Source organism: Enterobacter sp. DTU_2021_1002640_1_SI_PRY_ASU_LCPMC_013 (genome assembly GCF_032389435.1).
Lineage (GTDB): Bacteria > Pseudomonadota > Gammaproteobacteria > Enterobacterales > Enterobacteriaceae > Enterobacter > Enterobacter hormaechei_C.
Window position 1 is genome coordinate 4,856,026 of record NZ_CP135594.1, and the last position, 12,914, is coordinate 4,868,939.

Consider the following 12,914-nt stretch of genomic DNA (forward strand, 5'->3'; position numbering starts at 1 on the left):
CGTCTATACTCGCTTCAATTAGCCGCCACGACGGCGAAAGGATGCAAAACTATTATGGCTCACTCACATTTATTAGCAGAAAGAATTTCCCGCCTCAGCAGTGCGCTGGAGAAAGGCCTTTACGAGCGTAGCCACGCCATTCGCCTCTGTTTACTGGCGGCGCTGAGTGGGGAAAGCGTATTTCTGCTGGGCCCGCCGGGCATTGCCAAAAGTCTGATCGCACGCCGCCTCAAATTCGCTTTCCAGAACGCGCGCGCATTCGAGTATTTGATGACGCGCTTCTCCACGCCGGAAGAAGTTTTCGGCCCACTCTCCATTCAGGCGTTAAAAGATGAGGGACGCTATGAACGTCTGACGGCGGGCTATCTTCCGGAAGCGGAAATTGTCTTTCTTGATGAGATCTGGAAAGCCGGCCCGGCCATTCTGAATACCCTGCTGACGGCAATTAACGAACGCCGCTTCCGCAACGGCGCCAGCGAAGAGAAGATCCCCATGCGCCTGCTGGTGGCCGCGTCAAACGAACTGCCCGAAGCCGACAGCAGCCTGGAAGCGCTGTATGACCGTATGCTGATCCGCCTGTGGCTGGATAAAGTCCAGGATAAATCAAACTTCCGTTCCATGCTGGTAAGCCAGCAGGATGAAAACGAAAACCCGGTGGCAGCGTCATTGCAGGTCACGGACGAGGAATACCACCAGTGGCAGGAGGAGATCGGCAAGATAAAACTGCCCGATCCCGTTTTTGAGCTGATCTTCATGCTGCGCCAGCAGCTTGATTTGCTGCCTTCCGCGCCGTACGTCTCCGATCGTCGCTGGAAAAAAGCCATTCGCCTGCTCCAGGCAAGCGCGCTGTTTAGCGGCCGCGATGCTGTCGCCCCAATCGATCTGATCCTGCTGAAAGACTGCCTGTGGCACGACGCAGAAGGGATGAATCTGATGCAACAGCAGCTGGACGTTTTGATGACCGGACACGCGTGGGGTCAACAGTCGATGCTTAATCAACTGGGCGCGATTGCCCAACGTCGCCTTCAGCTCCAGCAGCAGCAAAGTGACATAACCGCGCTGAAGGTGAACCGTCTTGGCGGGATGTTTGCCCGTAAACCGCACTATGAACTGCCCGCCGGGCTGACTGACGCCTCGCTCACGCTTCTTCTTCAGCAACCGCTGAAGCTTCATGATATGCAGGTTGTGCACGTGACGATCGAACGCGTTGCGCTGGTTCAGTGGCTGGATAAAGGCGGTGAGATCCGCGGTAAACTCAACGGTATCGGCTTTGCACAGCCGCTGTCGATGGAAGTCGACAGCAGCCAGCACCTTGTGATCCGCGACGTCAGCCTTCAGGGATCGCGCCTGGCGCTGCCGGGCACGGCCTCCGATACTGTTCCGGAGGAGATCAAACAGCAGCTCGAAGCGCTGGATAACGAATGGCATCAGCAGCACACGCGCTTCAGCGAGCAGCAGAAATGCCTCTTTATCCTTAGCGACTGGTTAGGTCGCATTGAAGCCAGCTTGCAGGATGTCAGCGCGCAGATCAAACAGGCGCGTCAATGCTAACGCTGGACACGCTTAACGTCATGCTGGCGGTTAGCGAAGAAGGGTTGATCGAAGAGGTCGTCATTACCCTGCTCGCTTCACCGCAGCTGGCGGCCTTCTTTGAAAAATTCCCGAAGCTCCGAAAAGCAATGACGGACGATCTTCCCCGCTGGCGCGATAACCTGCGCCAGCGGTTTAAGGAGACGGAAGTCCCGCCGGAACTGACAGAGGAAGTGGCTGGTTACCAGCAGTGCCAGCGGCTTTCAACGCCGCAGTTTATTGCCCGGCTACAGCAAACCCTGACGCTGCTTGATAACGTTCACTCCCCGTTTGCCAGCCAGGCCAGAGCGCTGGTCACGGATAACCCCAGCTTCACTCCCGCCCTGCATACGCTGTTTTTACAGCGCTGGCGACTGAGCCTTGTGGTCCAGGCCACGGCCCTTAATCAGCAGTTGCTGGACGAAGAGCGCGAACAGTTGCTCAGTGAAGTCCAGGAGCGAATGACCCTGAGCGGCCAGTTAGAACAGGTGCTGGTGGAGAATGAAAACGCCGCCGGTCGACTCTGGGATATGAGTGCCGGCCAGTTAAAGCGGGGCGATTATCAGCTGATCGTGAAGTACGGCGACTTTCTGGCACAACAGCCGGAGCTGATGAAGCTCGCAGAACAGCTCGGCCGTTCCCGGGAGGCCCGGTCGGTCCCAAAGAAAGATGCGCCGATGGAAACCTTCCGTACGCTGGTACGCGAACCCTCCACCGTACCGGAGCAGGTGGACGGGTTACAGCAAAGCGATGACATACTGCGCCTGCTGCCTACGGAACTCAGCACGCTGGGCATGACCGAACTGGAGTATGAGTTTTATCGTCGGCTGGTGGAAAAACAGCTCATTACCTATCGACTGCATGGCGAAGCCTGGCGCGAGAAGATCAGCCAGCGTCCGGTGGTGCACCAGGATTTTGATGAGCAACCGCGCGGCCCATTCATTGTTTGCGTCGATACGTCCGGATCGATGGGGGGGTTTAATGAACAGTGTGCAAAAGCGTTCTGCCTGGCTCTGATGCGCGTGGCGCTCGCCGATCGTCGTCGCTGCTACATCATGCTCTTTTCCAGCGAAGTGGTGGGGTATGAACTGACCAGCCCACAGGGGCTGGAGCAGGCGATCCGCTTTTTAAGCCAGCGCTTTCGCGGCGGCACCGATCTGGCCAGCTGTTTTCGCAGCATCATTGAGCGCATGCAGGGCGGTGACTGGTACGACGCGGATGCGGTGGTGATTTCCGATTTTATTGCCCAGCGGCTGCCGGACGACGTCGTGAATAAAGTGAAGGAGATGCAGCGCGTGCACCAGCACCGTTTCCATGCCGTGGCGATGTCTGCACATGGAAAACCCGGCATCATGCGCATCTTCGATCACATCTGGCGCTTTGATACCGGGTTGCGTAGCCGCCTGCTCAGACGCTGGCGACGTTAATTAAAGAAGAGAACCGACGCTCTCACGTACCTGCTGCGGCCAGACCCCACACTGTACCTGACCAATGTGAGAGAGTTGCAGCAGCAGCATGGTCAGACGAGACTGGCCAATCCCACCGCCGATGGTCTGCGGCATTTCACCGCGCAGCAGTGCCTGGTGCCACTCCAGTTGCAGACGATCTTCATCACCGGTCACGGCCAACTGACGCTTCAGTGCTTCAGCATCCACGCGGATCCCCATCGAAGAGAGTTCAAACGCATCTTCCAGAACCGGGTTCCAGACCAGAATATCGCCGTTCAGACCGGCATATTCGCTTTCGCCCACGGTGCTCCAGTCATCGTAATCCGGCGCACGGACGTCGTGACGTTTACCATCAGACAATTTCCCGCCAATGCCGATCAGGAATACCGCGCCCAGCTCTTTGGCGATCGCGCGTTCACGGCCTTTGGCATCCAGATCCGGGAAACGGCTCAGCAATTCCTGACTGTGAACAAAGTGGATCGTTTCCGGCAGGAACGGTGCCAGACCAAACTCTTTGCTCACGGCCGCTTCGGTTGCTTTGATCCCGGCGTAGATCGCCTCAACGGTGGATTTCAGCGTACCGACGTGACGCTCGCCATCTCCCATTACGCGCTCCCAGTCCCACTGGTCAACGTAGACAGAGTGAATCGGGGAAAGGCGGTCTTCATCGGGGCGAAGGGCTTTCATGTGCGTGTAAAGCCCTTCGCCCGCGCTGAAGTCGTGTTGTCCCAGGGTTTGACGCTTCCACTTCGCCAGGGAATGAACCACTTCGAACTGGGCGTCTGGCAGTGTTTTCACTTTTACCTGTACCGCTTTTTCGCAACCAGACAAGTTATCCTGCGTCCCGTCACCCACGCGGCTCAGAATCGGCGCCTGAACTTCAATAAGGCCAAGCTTCTCTTCCAGCTGGCGGGAAAAATGGGATTTTACGAAACTGATCTGGCGTTGTTTTGCGATGTAAGCGGTTTTCATTATTTATACTCCTGCGTCCTGTTGATACTGATTAAGCAACAGAACAGGCGCTTAATTCAATAACCCATCAACAAAAAGCCGCCTTCACTTTTGATTCGTTAAAATAAGACGCTAGAATAGAGGGAATCATTAATCTTCATAAGAAAAACCTATGGAAAATTATCAGATCGACAATCTGGACCGCGGCATTCTGGAAGCGCTAATGGCCAACGCACGCACCGCGTATGCCGAACTGGCGAAACAATTTGGCGTCAGCCCGGGGACCATTCACGTTCGCGTCGAGAAAATGAAGCAGGCCGGGATCATCACCGGCGCACGCATTGATGTCAGCCCGAAGCAACTTGGCTACGACGTCTGCTGCTTCATTGGCATTATTCTGAAAAGCGCCAAAGATTACCCCTCCGCGCTGGAGAAACTGAACGCGCTGGATGAAGTCACCGAGGCGTACTACACCACCGGGCACTACAGCATCTTTATAAAGGTGATGTGCCGATCCATTGACGCCCTCCAGCAGGTACTTATCAACAAGATCCAAACAATCGATGAAATTCAGTCCACTGAAACCCTGATCTCCCTGCAAAACCCGATCATGCGTACTATCCGCCCGTGATCGGGCAATTTCATTCCCACATTTTCCACAGGTAGATCCCAGCTCGTTCACAGCGTACAATGGCCGCCTCTTTATCTGAGCGAGCGATCAATGGCGGACATTACTCTTATCAGCGGCAGCACCCTGGGCGGTGCGGAATATGTAGCGGAACATCTGGCTGAGAAGCTGGAAGACGCGGGCTTTTCTACACAAACGCTGCACGGACCGCTGCTGGAAGATCTCCCGACTGACGGGGTCTGGCTGCTGATCACCTCCACGCACGGTGCGGGCGATCTGCCGGATAACCTGCAACCTTTATATGACGAACTGCTGGAACAACAGCCCGATCTGTCAAACGTCCGGTTTGGCGCTGTAGGGATCGGCAGCCGTGAATATGACACTTTCTGTGGTGCCATAGAGAAAGTTGAAGCAGCGGTGACCGCCTGCGGAGCAAAACAGCTGGGTGAAACGCTGAAGATCAACATCCTCGATCATGATATTCCCGAAGATCCAGCCGAGATCTGGCTCGCGGAATGGAAAAATTTACTCAAAAACGATTAAAGATCGCGCGATCAGATGTGGATAACTCTGGTTAAAAGCTCGTATTAAGCCGTAGTTATCCAAATAACAACGTTGGTTTAGTTTTTGACCTGTGTATAAAGTAGCGATCTGATCCCAGCTTATACGGTCCAGGATCACCGATCATTCACAGCAAACGATCCTTCCTAACTGCATGATCTTATTTATAGGATCGGACTTATCCACAAAGGTCTGCGATCCTAATAAGAGATCACAATAGAACAGATCTCTAAATAAAAAGATCTTCTTTTTAATAGCCCAGGATCCCAATGCTTTCTCGAAAGACTAAAGTTGAGTAGAATCCACGGCCCGGGCTTCAATCCATTTTCATACCGCTTTACGCGAGGCAGACCACCATGTTTTATCAGGATCCTTTTGACGTCATCATCATTGGCGGGGGTCACGCAGGCACTGAGGCCGCAATGGCCGCAGCGCGAATGGGTCAGCAGACCCTGCTTTTGACACACAATATCGACACGCTGGGACAAATGTCCTGTAATCCGGCGATTGGCGGCATTGGGAAAGGACACCTGGTAAAAGAAGTGGATGCGCTTGGCGGCCTGATGGCGAAAGCGATCGATCATGCGGGCATCCAGTTTAGGATACTAAACGCGAGTAAAGGTCCGGCTGTTCGCGCCACCCGTGCGCAAGCAGACCGCGTGCTTTACCGTCAGGCTGTGCGCACCGCGCTGGAAAACCAACCGAACCTGATGATCTTCCAGCAGGCGGTAGAAGATCTTATCGTGGAGAACGATCGTGTTGTTGGCGCCGTGACCCAGATGGGTCTCAAGTTCCGCGCAAAAGCGGTGGTGCTGACGGTCGGGACATTCCTGGACGGAAAAATTCATATCGGCCTGGATAACTACAGCGGTGGCCGTGCTGGCGATCCGCCGTCTATCCCACTTTCACGTCGTCTGCGTGAACTGCCGCTGCGCGTAAGCCGCCTGAAAACCGGTACGCCGCCGCGTATTGATGCGCGCACCATTGATTTCAGCGTGCTGGCGCAACAGCACGGCGATAACCCGATGCCGGTGTTCTCGTTCATGGGCAATGCGGCTCAGCATCCGCAGCAGGTACCGTGCTACATCACGCATACCAACGAGAAAACCCATGACGTGATCCGCAATAACCTCGATCGCAGCCCAATGTATGCTGGCGTGATCGAAGGGATCGGCCCGCGCTACTGCCCGTCGATCGAAGACAAGGTGATGCGCTTTGCCGATCGTAACCAGCACCAGATCTTCCTGGAGCCGGAAGGGCTGACCTCAAATGAAATTTACCCGAACGGCATCTCCACCAGCCTGCCGTTCGATGTACAGATGCAAATAGTTCGCTCAATGCAGGGCATGGAGAACGCAAGAATCGTTCGCCCTGGCTACGCTATTGAGTACGATTTCTTCGATCCGCGTGACCTGAAGCCGACGCTGGAAAGCAAATTCATCCAGGGTCTGTTCTTCGCAGGCCAGATTAACGGCACCACCGGGTACGAAGAAGCTGCCGCGCAAGGGCTGCTGGCCGGTCTGAACGCCGCTCGCTTCTCTGCCGAGAAAGAGGGCTGGGCACCGGCGCGTTCTCAGGCTTACCTGGGCGTACTGGTCGACGATCTCTGCACGCTGGGGACCAAAGAACCGTACCGCATGTTTACTTCTCGTGCGGAATATCGCCTGATGCTGCGTGAAGACAACGCCGACCTGCGTCTGACCGAAATGGGCCGCGAGCTGGGTCTGGTGGATGACGAACGCTGGGCACGCTTCAACGAGAAGCTGGAGCGCATCGAACAGGAACGTCAGCGCCTGAAAACCACCTGGGTGAATCCGCAGGCGGAAACCGCTGCCGAAGTAAACGCTCACTTAACAGCACCGCTGTCGCGCGAAGCCAGCGGGGAAGATCTGCTGCGCCGTCCTGAAGTCACTTACGAGAATCTGGTCAAACTGACCGCGTTCGCGCCGGGCCTTGAAGACGCGGAAGCGGCTGAACAGGTCGAGATCCAGGTGAAATACGAAGGTTACATCGCGCGTCAGCAGGATGAGATCGAAAAACAGCAGCGCAACGAAAACACGCTGCTGCCGGAAATGCTGGACTATCGTCAGGTGACGGGCCTTTCCAACGAAGTGATCGCTAAGCTGAACGATCACAAACCTGTGTCGATTGGCCAGGCCTCACGTATCTCCGGCGTCACACCTGCCGCGATTTCGATTCTGCTGGTGTGGCTGAAAAAGCAGGGTATGCTGCGCCGCAGCGCGTAATGCTCTGAAAATTGCCCGGTGGCGCTGCGCTTACCGGGCCTACTGAACCCGTAGGGCGGGTTAGCGAAGCGCCACCCGCCACTTAAGTTTCTCAACAGGTATCCACCGTGCTCAATAAACTCTCTCGTCTGCTGGAACAGGCAGGTATTTCGCTCACCGATCACCAGAAAAATCAGCTGGTGGCCTATGTCGATATGCTGAACAAATGGAATAAAGCGTACAACCTCACCTCCGTACGCGATCCCAACGAGATGCTGATTCGCCATATTCTCGATAGCATCGTCGTGGCGCCGTATCTGAACGGGGAACGTTTTATCGACGTGGGCACCGGTCCGGGCTTGCCGGGCGTTCCGTTGTCTATTGTTCGACCGGAGAGTCAATTCACGCTGCTGGACAGCCTGGGTAAGCGCGTACGCTTTTTACGCCAGGTTCAGCATGAGTTGAAGCTGGAAAACATCACGCCCGTGCAGAGCAGGGTAGAGGAGTTCCCGGCAGAGCCACCGTTTGACGGCGTTATCAGCCGCGCATTTGCGTCACTCAATGACATGGTGAGCTGGTGCAAACACCTGCCGGCGGAGAAGGGGCGTTTTTATGCGCTGAAAGGGCAACTTCCGGGGGAGGAAATCGAGCTGCTTCCGGACGGTTTTGCTGTCGAATCCATTGAGAAACTTCAGATCCCTCAGCTCGAAGGTGAGCGTCATCTGGTGATAATTAAGCCAAACACTTTTTAAAAATTAATAAAAAATGTGGAATTTGTGCTGTTCTGATCGTGTTAAAAAGCAGCACATCCCGTCTGTTTTGGCCGTAGTTAATTTAACCTTGTTGTTACCATGGGTTTTCTTATGGTTAACCTGAAGTGAGTTGTTCACTCTGAGGATAATCAACCGTGAAAATATCAGCCTGCTAAAAGTGGGTAAAGGCAACAAGAATGGAATGTTAAATATTTATTAAGAATGTCAATAAAAGGTTTTTGTTGTATACGGCTCTGTTTTAAAAATAGTTGCGATTTTTTTGCTTTAATTTCATACAGATGAAATAAATCGTTTTACGTCTTTGATAAATACCACTTTATCGCAAATGTGTATTTTGTGATCTCGTGCACGCTTTATCACCAACGTTTCCGCGCTGTTTGCAGTTTTGCCTGAAGGTCGGCACTTAGGTCAAAAGTTGAAAAATAGGACTGGGGAAAAATATTTAAACATTTATTCACCTTTTCGCTACTTAATGTTTGAAATCACGGGTACGCACCGTATAATTTGACCGCTTTTTGATGCTTGACTCTGAGCCTTAAAGGACGTTTTATACGACACGCGGCATACCTCGAAGGGAGCAGGAGTAAAAACGTGATGTCTGTGTCGCTCTTGAGTAGAAACGTTGCTCGTAAGCTTCTGTTCATTCAGTTTCTGGCTGTGATAGCAAGTGGACTGCTGTTTAGCCTCAAAGACCCCTTCTGGGGCATCTCCGCCGCGTGCGGAGGTTTGGCGGTGGTTCTGCCAAACGTGTTGTTTATGATTTTTGCCTGGCGTCATCAGGCGCATACACCCGCCAAAGGCCGCGTGGCCTGGTCCTTCGCTCTCGGCGAAGTGTGTAAGGTGTTGCTGACCTTTGCTCTACTGGTGATGGCGCTGGCGGTTTTGAAAGTGGTATTCATGCCGCTGATAGCAACGTGGGTTTTGGTGCTGGTGGTACAAGTTCTGGCTCCAGCTGTAATCAATAACAAAGGGTAAAAGGCATCATGGCTTCAGAAAATATGACGCCGCAGGATTACATAGGTCACCATCTGAATAACCTTCAGCTGGACCTGCGTACATTCTCGCTGGTGGATCCACATAACCCCCCGGCCACCTTCTGGACGATCAACATCGACTCCATGTTCTTCTCGGTGGTTTTGGGTCTTCTGTTCCTGGCCATGTTCCGCAGCGTTGCTAAAAAGGCGACCAGCGGTGTTCCAGGGAAATTCCAGACGTTCATCGAGATGATCATCGGCTTCGTCCATGGCAGCGTGAAAGATATGTACCATGGTAAGAGCAAACTGATTGCTCCGCTGGCCCTGACCGTGTTCGTTTGGGTCTTCCTGATGAACCTGATGGACCTCCTGCCTATCGATTTCTTACCTTGGATCGGTGAGCACGTACTCGGCCTGCCTGCACTGCGCGTGGTTCCGTCTGCCGACGTGAACATCACCCTGTCGATGGCGCTGGGCGTATTTATCCTCATTCTGTTCTACAGCATCAAAATGAAAGGCGTAAGCGGCTTTGTGAAAGAGCTTACCTTGCAGCCGTTCAACCACTGGGCGTTTATTCCGGTCAACCTGATCCTGGAAGGCGTTAGCCTGCTGTCCAAACCTGTTTCACTGGGTCTGCGACTGTTCGGCAACATGTATGCGGGTGAGCTGATTTTCATTCTGATCGCGGGTCTTCTGCCGTGGTGGTCACAGTGGATTCTGAATGTGCCATGGGCCATTTTCCACATCCTGATCATTACGCTGCAAGCCTTTATCTTCATGGTTCTGACGATCGTCTATCTGTCGATGGCGTCTGAAGAGCACTGATTTTTTACCAACACTACTACGTTTTAATTGAAACAAACTGGAGACTGTCATGGAAAACCTGAATATGGATCTGCTGTACATGGCTGCCGCTGTGATGATGGGTCTGGCGGCTATCGGTGCTGCGATCGGTATCGGCATCCTCGGGGGCAAATTCCTGGAAGGCGCAGCGCGTCAACCTGATCTGATTCCTCTGCTGCGTACTCAGTTCTTTATCGTTATGGGTCTGGTGGATGCAATCCCAATGATCGCTGTAGGTCTGGGTCTGTACGTGATGTTTGCTGTCGCGTAGTAGTTGTTTTAAAACCCCAAGCCACAGAAATTTAAGAGGTATTGTGCTGTGAACATGAACGCAACAATCCTCGGCCAGGCCATCGCGTTTATTCTCTTTGTCTGGTTCTGCATGAAGTATGTATGGCCGCCTTTAATGGCTGCCATCGAAAAACGTCAGAAAGAAATTGCTGACGGTCTGGCTTCCGCAGAACGCGCTAAGAAAGATTTGGACCTTGCACAGGCCAACGCGACAGACCAGCTGAAAAAAGCGAAAGCTGAAGCTCAGGTAATCATTGAACAGGCTAACAAACGCCGTTCTCAGATCTTGGACGAAGCCAAAGCTGAAGCAGAACAGGAACGTACTAAGATCGTGACACAGGCTCAGGCTGAAATTGAAGCTGAGCGTAAACGTGCTCGTGAAGAACTGCGTAAGCAGGTTGCGATTCTGGCTGTTGCTGGCGCCGAGAAGATCATCGAACGTTCCGTGGATGAAGCTGCTAACAGCGACATCGTGGACAAACTTGTCGCTGAACTGTAAGGAGGGAGGGGCTGATGTCTGAATTTGTTACGGTAGCTCGCCCCTACGCCAAAGCAGCTTTTGACTTTGCTGTCGAACACCAAAATGTCGATCGCTGGCAGAATATGCTGGCGTTTGCCGCTGAGGTGACGAAAAACGAACAAATGGCCGAGTTGCTTTCTGGTGCGTTAGCGCCTGAAACCCTCGCCGCGTCGTTTATCGCCGTGTGCGGAGAGCAACTGGATGCCAACGGCCAGAACCTGATTAAGGTGATGGCGGAAAATGGTCGTCTCCGTGTGCTCCCGGATGTTCTCGAGCAGTTTGAGCACTTACGTGCCCTTAGTGAAGCTACCGCTGAAGTTGAAGTAACTTCTGCGACTGAACTGAGTAACGAACAGCTTGCGAAAATCACCGCCGCGATGGAAAAACGTCTGTCACGCAAAGTTAAGCTGAATTGCAAAATCGATAAGTCTGTAATGGCAGGCGTAATCATCCGCTCGGGTGATATGGTCATTGATGGCAGCGTACGCGGCCGTCTTGAACGCCTTGCAGACGTCTTGCAGTCTTAAGGGGACTGGAGCATGCAACTGAATTCCACCGAAATCAGCGAACTGATCAAGCAGCGCATTGCTCAGTTCAATGTTGTGAGTGAAGCTCACAACGAAGGTACTATTGTTTCTGTAAGTGACGGTGTTATCCGCATCCACGGCCTGGCCGATTGTATGCAGGGTGAGATGATTTCCCTGCCGGGTAACCGTTACGCTATCGCACTGAACCTGGAGCGCGACTCCGTAGGTGCCGTTGTGATGGGTCCATACGCTGACCTTGCCGAAGGCATGAAGGTTAAGTGTACTGGCCGTATTCTGGAAGTACCGGTTGGCCGTGGCCTGCTGGGTCGCGTTGTTAACACCCTGGGTGCGCCAATCGACGGTAAAGGTCCGGTTGAGCACGATGGCTTCTCCCCAATTGAAGTTATCGCACCAGGCGTTATCGACCGTCAGTCCGTTGATCAGCCAGTGCAGACGGGTTATAAGTCCGTTGACGCCATGATCCCAATCGGTCGTGGTCAGCGTGAACTGATCATCGGTGACCGTCAGACCGGTAAAACCGCGATGGCAATCGATGCCATCATCAACCAGCGTGATTCCGGCATCAAATGTGTGTACGTGGCTATCGGCCAGAAAGCGTCCACCATTTCCAACGTGGTTCGTAAACTGGAAGAGCACGGCGCGCTGTCTAACACCATCGTTGTGGTAGCAACCGCGTCTGAATCTGCTGCACTGCAATACCTGGCGCCATACGCCGGTTGCGCAATGGGCGAATACTTCCGTGACCGCGGTGAAGATGCGCTGATCGTATACGATGACCTGTCTAAACAGGCCGTTGCTTATCGTCAGGTTTCCCTGCTGCTCCGTCGTCCACCAGGACGTGAAGCATTCCCGGGCGACGTATTTTACCTCCACTCTCGTCTGCTGGAGCGTGCTTCCCGCGTTAACGCGGAATACGTCGAGAACTTCACCAAAGGTGAAGTGAAGGGTAAAACAGGTTCTCTGACCGCTCTGCCGATCATTGAAACCCAGGCGGGTGACGTTTCTGCGTTCGTTCCGACCAACGTAATCTCCATTACCGATGGTCAGATCTTCCTGGAAACCAACCTGTTTAACTCCGGTATTCGTCCGGCGGTTAACCCGGGTATCTCCGTATCCCGTGTGGGTGGTGCTGCTCAGACCAAGATCATCAAGAAACTGTCCGGTGGTATCCGTACCGCGCTGGCACAGTATCGTGAACTGGCTGCGTTCTCTCAGTTCGCATCCGATCTGGACGAAGCAACCCGTAAACAGCTGAGCCACGGTCAGAAAGTGACCGAGCTGCTGAAGCAGAAACAGTACGCGCCAATGTCTGTTGCTCAGCAGGGCCTGGTACTGTTCGCGGCTGAACGCGGTTACCTCGAAGATGTGGAACTGGCGAAAATCGGTAGCTTCGAAGCCGCTCTGCTGGCTTACGTCGACCGTGATCACGCTCCGCTGATGCAAGAGATCAACCAGACCGGTGGCTATAACGACGAAATCGAAGGCAAGCTGAAAGCTATCCTCGATTCCTTCAAAGCAACCCAATCCTGGTAATCGTCCGGCGGCTTGTCTCAGGACAAGCCGTCTGGCATTGAGGAGAAGCT

13 protein-coding genes are annotated in these 12,914 nt (G+C 53.6%); 12 read left to right on the top strand and 1 reads right to left on the bottom strand.

Going from position 1 to position 12,914, the window contains the following annotated elements; translation table 11 throughout:
• Positions 1 to 54: 54 nt before the first annotated feature.
• Both ravA and viaA read left to right on the top strand, forming a co-directional pair.
• Positions 55 to 1,551 carry an ATPase RavA gene (gene ravA / locus RS584_RS23175; RefSeq protein WP_315748716.1) on the top strand — a complete coding sequence of 499 codons (1,497 nt, stop codon included), beginning with the start codon at positions 55 to 57 and terminating at the stop codon, positions 1,549 to 1,551.
• Positions 1,545 to 2,996 carry an ATPase RavA stimulator ViaA gene (gene viaA, locus RS584_RS23180; protein ID WP_193042609.1) on the top strand — a complete coding sequence of 484 codons (1,452 nt, stop codon included), beginning with the start codon at positions 1,545 to 1,547 and terminating at the stop codon, positions 2,994 to 2,996. The genes ravA and viaA overlap by 7 nt, the downstream gene beginning before the upstream one ends.
• Here the strand turns inward: viaA and asnA are convergent, their stop codons facing one another.
• On the bottom strand, positions 2,997 to 3,989 hold the full coding sequence (gene asnA, locus RS584_RS23185) for an aspartate--ammonia ligase (RefSeq protein ID WP_003862385.1): 993 nt from the start codon (positions 3,987 to 3,989) through the stop codon (positions 2,997 to 2,999).
• A 151-nt stretch (positions 3,990 to 4,140) separates the two neighbouring features.
• On the opposite strand from asnA, the gene asnC reads away from it, so the two are divergent.
• The 10 genes from asnC to atpA all read left to right on the top strand — a co-directional run bounded on the left by asnC (position 4,141) and on the right by atpA (position 12,864).
• Positions 4,141 to 4,599, top strand: coding sequence for a transcriptional regulator AsnC (asnC, locus tag RS584_RS23190; protein ID WP_003862383.1), 459 nt, complete (start codon positions 4,141 to 4,143; stop codon positions 4,597 to 4,599).
• A 90-nt stretch (positions 4,600 to 4,689) separates the two neighbouring features.
• Positions 4,690 to 5,139 (top strand): FMN-binding protein MioC, encoded by a 450-nt coding sequence (gene mioC / locus RS584_RS23195; RefSeq protein WP_003862381.1) that lies wholly within the window; start codon positions 4,690 to 4,692, stop codon positions 5,137 to 5,139.
• A 374-nt stretch (positions 5,140 to 5,513) separates the two neighbouring features.
• Entirely contained in the window at positions 5,514 to 7,403 is a 1,890-nt protein-coding gene (mnmG, locus tag RS584_RS23200; RefSeq protein ID WP_063868582.1) for a tRNA uridine-5-carboxymethylaminomethyl(34) synthesis enzyme MnmG, read from the top strand.
• A 107-nt stretch (positions 7,404 to 7,510) separates the two neighbouring features.
• Positions 7,511 to 8,134 (top strand): 16S rRNA (guanine(527)-N(7))-methyltransferase RsmG, encoded by a 624-nt coding sequence (rsmG, locus tag RS584_RS23205; protein ID WP_315748717.1) that lies wholly within the window; start codon positions 7,511 to 7,513, stop codon positions 8,132 to 8,134.
• Positions 8,135 to 8,749: 615 nt separating this feature from the next.
• A complete protein-coding gene (gene atpI, locus RS584_RS23210; RefSeq protein ID WP_003862375.1) occupies positions 8,750 to 9,130 on the top strand; it encodes a F0F1 ATP synthase subunit I in 381 nt (126 codons plus the stop codon).
• An 8-nt stretch (positions 9,131 to 9,138) separates the two neighbouring features.
• Entirely contained in the window at positions 9,139 to 9,954 is an 816-nt protein-coding gene (gene atpB / locus RS584_RS23215) for a F0F1 ATP synthase subunit A (RefSeq protein WP_003862373.1), read from the top strand.
• 49 nt (positions 9,955 to 10,003) lie between these two features.
• Positions 10,004 to 10,243, top strand: coding sequence for a F0F1 ATP synthase subunit C (atpE, locus tag RS584_RS23220; protein WP_000429386.1), 240 nt, complete (start codon positions 10,004 to 10,006; stop codon positions 10,241 to 10,243).
• 48 nt (positions 10,244 to 10,291) lie between these two features.
• A complete protein-coding gene (atpF, locus tag RS584_RS23225) occupies positions 10,292 to 10,762 on the top strand; it encodes a F0F1 ATP synthase subunit B (RefSeq protein WP_003862370.1) in 471 nt (156 codons plus the stop codon).
• A gap of 14 nt (positions 10,763 to 10,776) precedes the next feature.
• Complete coding sequence (gene atpH / locus RS584_RS23230) at positions 10,777 to 11,310, top strand: F0F1 ATP synthase subunit delta (RefSeq protein ID WP_015570151.1); 534 nt, start codon at positions 10,777 to 10,779, stop codon at positions 11,308 to 11,310.
• A 12-nt stretch (positions 11,311 to 11,322) separates the two neighbouring features.
• On the top strand, positions 11,323 to 12,864 hold the full coding sequence (gene atpA, locus RS584_RS23235) for a F0F1 ATP synthase subunit alpha (RefSeq protein ID WP_003862367.1): 1,542 nt from the start codon (positions 11,323 to 11,325) through the stop codon (positions 12,862 to 12,864).
• Positions 12,865 to 12,914: the final 50 nt, after the last annotated feature.

Excerpts from the sequence above, each read along its gene's own strand:
- ravA (WP_315748716.1), top strand. The coding sequence starts at position 55 with ATGGCTCACTCACATTTATTAGCAGAAAGAATTTCCCGCCTCAGCAGT.
- viaA (WP_193042609.1), top strand. The coding sequence starts at position 1,545 with ATGCTAACGCTGGACACGCTTAACGTCATGCTGGCGGTTAGCGAAGAA.
- asnA (WP_003862385.1), bottom strand. The coding sequence starts at position 3,989 with ATGAAAACCGCTTACATCGCAAAACAACGCCAGATCAGTTTCGTAAAA.
- asnC (WP_003862383.1), top strand. The coding sequence starts at position 4,141 with ATGGAAAATTATCAGATCGACAATCTGGACCGCGGCATTCTGGAAGCG.
- mioC (WP_003862381.1), top strand. The coding sequence starts at position 4,690 with ATGGCGGACATTACTCTTATCAGCGGCAGCACCCTGGGCGGTGCGGAA.
- mnmG (WP_063868582.1), top strand. The coding sequence starts at position 5,514 with ATGTTTTATCAGGATCCTTTTGACGTCATCATCATTGGCGGGGGTCAC.
- atpI (WP_003862375.1), top strand. The coding sequence starts at position 8,750 with ATGTCTGTGTCGCTCTTGAGTAGAAACGTTGCTCGTAAGCTTCTGTTC.
- atpB (WP_003862373.1), top strand. The coding sequence starts at position 9,139 with ATGGCTTCAGAAAATATGACGCCGCAGGATTACATAGGTCACCATCTG.
- atpE (WP_000429386.1), top strand. The coding sequence starts at position 10,004 with ATGGAAAACCTGAATATGGATCTGCTGTACATGGCTGCCGCTGTGATG.
- atpH (WP_015570151.1), top strand. The coding sequence starts at position 10,777 with ATGTCTGAATTTGTTACGGTAGCTCGCCCCTACGCCAAAGCAGCTTTT.
- atpA (WP_003862367.1), top strand. The coding sequence starts at position 11,323 with ATGCAACTGAATTCCACCGAAATCAGCGAACTGATCAAGCAGCGCATT.